Annotated in this window: 3 protein-coding genes; all 3 read right to left on the reverse strand. The window is 52.0% G+C overall.

Annotated features, from left to right (window positions below; genetic code table 11):
- On the reverse strand, nt 1-310 hold a 310-nt coding region (locus MFF06_RS22875), incomplete at its 3' end, for a hypothetical protein (RefSeq protein WP_238208417.1).
- Nucleotides 311-354: 44 nt separating this feature from the next.
- The gene (locus MFF06_RS22880; RefSeq protein ID WP_238208419.1) at nt 355-2,127 is read right to left on the reverse strand and encodes an RNA-dependent RNA polymerase family protein; all 1,773 of its coding nucleotides are present in this window, start codon (nt 2,125-2,127) and stop codon (nt 355-357) included.
- 81 nt (nt 2,128-2,208) lie between these two features.
- Nucleotides 2,209-4,855 (reverse strand): macro domain-containing protein (locus MFF06_RS22885; RefSeq protein ID WP_238208427.1); only part of this gene is annotated, 2,647 nt, incomplete at its 5' end.

The raw sequence follows: 4,855 nt of genomic DNA on the forward strand, positions 1-4,855 counted from the left end.
CGGCATACGAGATGTAGAGAGGTCTCGTGGGCTCGGAGATGTGTATAAGAGACAGTTTTTGCTGTTCGTTTTTCTTAGCCTTCGCTTTTTGCGGCTTTTTCTTCGGCTTCTTCGGTGCTTTGCCATTTTGCTTAGTCGTCAGGGCAGAAACTGCACTGATTAGCTGCTGCATCTGTTGGGCCTGGACGATCGGAGTTTGCAGCTCTGGAATCATGGGTGGGGCCGGCTGCATCGGCACCCGCCATGGACGGAACGCCGGGCGTGGTCGCCAACGGCGTCCGTAAAAGGTTTGAGTTGGGATGTAATTCATGGTGTCTGTAATACGTGGTCTTTAGATGTAGTGTAATCCTGCATCTATTTAGGACCGCCGTACAGATGTATAATGGGACCTCTTATTTTCCTAAAAGACTTCAAATTCTTAGACAGCGTGGACATCGCTCTAGTGATGTTCCCGACGCCACTGACTTGGTATCTTGAGCTCAGTGCCACGTCTAATTCTTCTCTCAATCCTATGCGGGACCACTTAACTGTTTCGTCTTTTAGTGCCCTTCTTCTGTCTTCATCCTGGTTGTCGTCCGCTGGGAGCGGTTTCCCGAGTTTGAACAGCCTCTTTAACGGGTCTGCAACCCTACACGCTGTACCGGCGACACTGTCGTACAGGATGAATCCTCCACAAAAGTACGGTGGTTTCTCACACATTGTGGCATCGATGATCTTTACTTCCATGTTGACCCAACTCGCACACCTTTCTGCCATTAGCGGGTCTGACCTCACGCCGTGCACTATGTTGTCATCACCTATGAAGGCGGCGCACGCCGAGGACGATAATTTGTCGCGTAAGACGCGGCACGCTATGACAATGTTCAGCAGCGTGTTGATGAAGAGTGTAAGAAACATTCCTGACTTCATCATAGCACCGAATTTAAATCTTGTACCGGTAGGTAGATGCACACTCGTGATCTCACCAAACGCAGCTTCGATAAGGTCCAGCAGTTCTTGGTCGACCCCGAGGTCTTCCAGAAGCATTAGCGCCGTTAGCGCTAAGGAGTCGTCTTGGCTCTTATCGAAGGATGCGATATCTGTCTCCAGTACAGCATCTCCCGGTTGAAAATGTGCCGCTATGATGGCATCAAAGTCCTCCGCCGACATGTCAAACAGAGTGTGAATGTTCGGGGTCAGAACGGCTTTTAGCCGCCTGACTAACTCTCTGTGGATTCCGCATAAATATGCCGTGGCCAATGGTTCCGCCGCTTGAATCACTTGCACTTTAGGCCTTTCTTCGGTATGCTTGGTGCCTGGTGTAACTTTCACATCTCTCTTCATATCCATCACGAAGCGGTCCATTGGCACCTCCTGGAGCGGCACCAGGTTATGCGTCTTGGCAAAAAGGGCAGCAGCCTTTGGACCCTTGAGTTTAGCCACGTACGTCGTTATGTTTTCGGTGGTGATCCGTATAGGATTGTCTTTAAATTCTTGCCAATATTCGCCGGTACAGGCGTATTTTTTGAAGCTTTCTACGTTAAACACCGCAGAGTCCATGGTTGGTAATTCTCTCATTTGGGTGACATTACAATTTCTTTTAGTGGCCGCGGCTAGCACGTTTTGTAACGTGTTTTGGAAAGGGGAAGGTACTGCGCTCCTGATTTGTGGTTGGTGGTATGCGTGGTGCTTAGGGTAACATCTTAGTTTGGCCGGGCAGAACGTAGCTCTGTCGAGGCAGCTTTCAGAGCCGTCGACCAAGTCCAGATAAGCATCATACTCATCGGTTATCTGGTAGTTCGCCACGGTCGGATAATTCTCCTCTAAGAAAGAGTTACAGGCGGCCACAGCCACTTCCGGATCGCTCAGGCTGTCATCCACCGATGGTGAGTACACAGGTCTAGGGTACTTGCTGGTGTACGTGGGTACTTTGTCGGTTTGCTCATGGAGGTACATCTTTGCTCCTTCGCGTAGTCTTTCTACAATTAATGCCTTCATGTTCTCTACTTTCCTCGACTGGTACCTGCTCTTATTCGCTTCTGTCGGGGCCATCTGCATCTTTGCCTGGAGTACCTTCTCTTTCTCTCCGTCAAATGCCGGCGGGTATATGCGTTCGTCTTCATGGGCATACAGAGTCTCGCATGGCAATTCATGTTGCCTTACGGACTTCTGCTGTAGGTGACCCGGGCCAGTGTCAGACGAAAAGATATACGCGCCAGCCCTGCCTAGTCAGGACTGGTTAAAGTCGATGTCACCGAACTGTATTCCTGTGCTGACATCTCGGTCCCTGGTGTTCCGGCGGCGTGGCTCCAAGTCACCGAATTGGATGTCTAGGTCTTCCGGCTCCCACGGTAACTCAACCGGTACCCTGGGAACGAAATCCTCGGGGTTATGCGGAGGTGTGGTGCCAGTGGTTCTTCTCTTTCTTGGTGCCGGGATAGGAGCTTCCGGTTCTAATGGAGGTTCGGTAGCGACCTTACGAACACTGGGGGCTGGGACTGGCATTGTAATGGCCCGCCGTGCCGGGACTGGGATAGCGCGTATGTCTGTCGTCGCGACCCTCTCCATGACCATGATCTCTGCTTGCTGTATCACGTACGGCTCGATCTCCTCGGTGACTTCCAGATCCTGTCTAAGTTGGGCGACGGCTGCTCTACGTCGGCGAGGCGGAGGGATCGGAGGTTCGGTGTGTACCTCGGCTACGACTTCCAGGGTTTCGTAGGTCGTTTCCGATGGAAATGACCATGCGGATCCCGTCGACGTCGTAGAAGTCAGGCTCACATTATCCAGCTGTTCCGGCGGCTGCTGTATGTACTTTCTGGGACTTACTAGTGACGGGACGGTCTGGTCAAAAATTAGCACTCGGTCACACTTCACCTTCTGCACGCCTTCTATCCTGTACTTCGGCAATGGAAAGGAGGAGCACACGATGATGTTTTTGGTGTTATTCATCCTAAGTCTGGCAACCCGCTCCGCGGTCATCGCGTACCGACATAGACACGGTACCGTTTTCGGCGGCGTAGACGAATCGGCGTCCTCTACTGGGCATTTAGTGCGTATGCTGTCCATCGTCTCCCCTAGGGCGTACAGGCAGATCTGCTCGTTAGCATCTTGGAGTCTTGGCCATAAAGTTGATATTTCAGCCATGTCGACCGCCGTCTGGTGGAACCTCGTGCCCTCAAGGTAAGAGTACAGTTTACCGTCAGTTGCACTGTAACCATTTCTGCCGACTAAGCAACTGTCCGGGTGTACCCTAACCAGATCGGTTTCCAAGGTCACGTCTTCGGATACGAGCTCTATTGCCGTCCGCCTGTCGATGGCTTCCTGAATCTTCTTTTCCCAGTTTTTATCTCTGCAGTAGATAACCACGTCTGCATCGGTGGCATCCAATGCCGTGAATAAGTGGTTCAAGGACTGCATCACTCTGTCCTTACCGCCGGAAAAGGTGCCTGTGGATAGCAGCGGTACTGCGACGCTCTTTATGTTGTTGGTACTAATTATGCTAGCCACAGCTCGGTACGCGGCCGCTAGCTCTCTGTCCCCTTCGGCTTCTGTTACGGTGGAGAAGTTCGGTCCCACTGCGTGGATTACGGTCATGCCATCTGCGCGGATCATCTTGGCTGTGCCGACTGGAGTTGCAGCCCCTTTGAAAGATGATGGCCACTTCTTAGCGACCGCCCTGCACACTCCATCGCTCACGGTACCCTTGGCATTGGCAGCATTTACGACTGCTTCCTCACCGTGTCCTGATATATCTGCGCGGCGGACCCTGTATGACGGTGCACAGCCAGCAGTGTGCAGTCCGTTGCAGGCATACATTGAGCTAAGTTTCTGGTTAGCTTGGTGCAAGGTTACCGCTCTTCTGCCGTTATCAAAGTTAGAAAACAGCAGGAACACTTCTGTGTTGCTCGTCACACACGCCGGTCTCAGGACACGGAACGCCGAGAATTTCCTAGCCAGGGCTGTCACCACCATCTCGCTGACTCTGTCTGCGTAACCATATGCTCTCATCAGCAGCGAGCCTCCTGGTCTAAGCAGGTGTAGTGAATCCCCTCCCAGCATCTGCAGACGCATTGAATGGTCGACGCATTGTTGGTAGTGGTGTTGCCGGTACTCAGTATGGATGTTGACGAATACCAGATCGTAACGGCCTGCATCCATAGGTAACCCTAGGTCCATGTCGTACGTGCGGTCCGCGCCTGACACCCGCGGAGGTGCAATCCAGAAGACTCTTTTGTGAGGTATCACCAGGTTGTACTCACTTACATGTAACATTTGGTGACCTGGAATCTTTTTCAGCAACCACTCTACCCTCTCCCCACGGCACTGCTGATAGCTTGTGACTAGAGCATGCGGTAACCGACGATTGGATGGGACTATATTGCATTCAGCGCTAAAAGGTTGGAGCTTCCTCTCAGGGACGTTTAGTTGTAGCCCCGAGTTCATGTTGCCACGTAGAAATGGAAACCTGGCTGCATATTTCCTGGCTACTTCATGGTTGAACCCGTACATGCGTCCTCCGGGCCTGTTGTCCCAGTGGTTGTTCTCATAAAAGAGGGAAACTGACTGCGCTGAGAATAGGCCGCTGTCTAGGTCAACGCCGTAGTAACGAGTGCAAATCTCGTTGAGAGCGACTTCTGGTGAGTACGCTCTGTCCTCTCTGAAAGCCAAGATGGTGTTCCATTCATCTGCCGTCATACGTATTCCGGCCGTCTCAAGAACTTGCACCAGACATTTTGCCCAGCACACTTTGGCCTTGTTTTGGAATGGATCAACCTCCGCCGGTCGCTCGTTCAACACTCTCATGATACCGTCATGTTCTTCTTGCCATTCCTCCAAAGTTGCACTGAAATCCCCACGTGGAACATTGGTTAAC

Source organism: Methylobacterium aerolatum (assembly GCF_022179085.1).
GTDB classification, from domain to species: Bacteria; Pseudomonadota; Alphaproteobacteria; order Rhizobiales; family Beijerinckiaceae; genus Methylobacterium; species Methylobacterium aerolatum.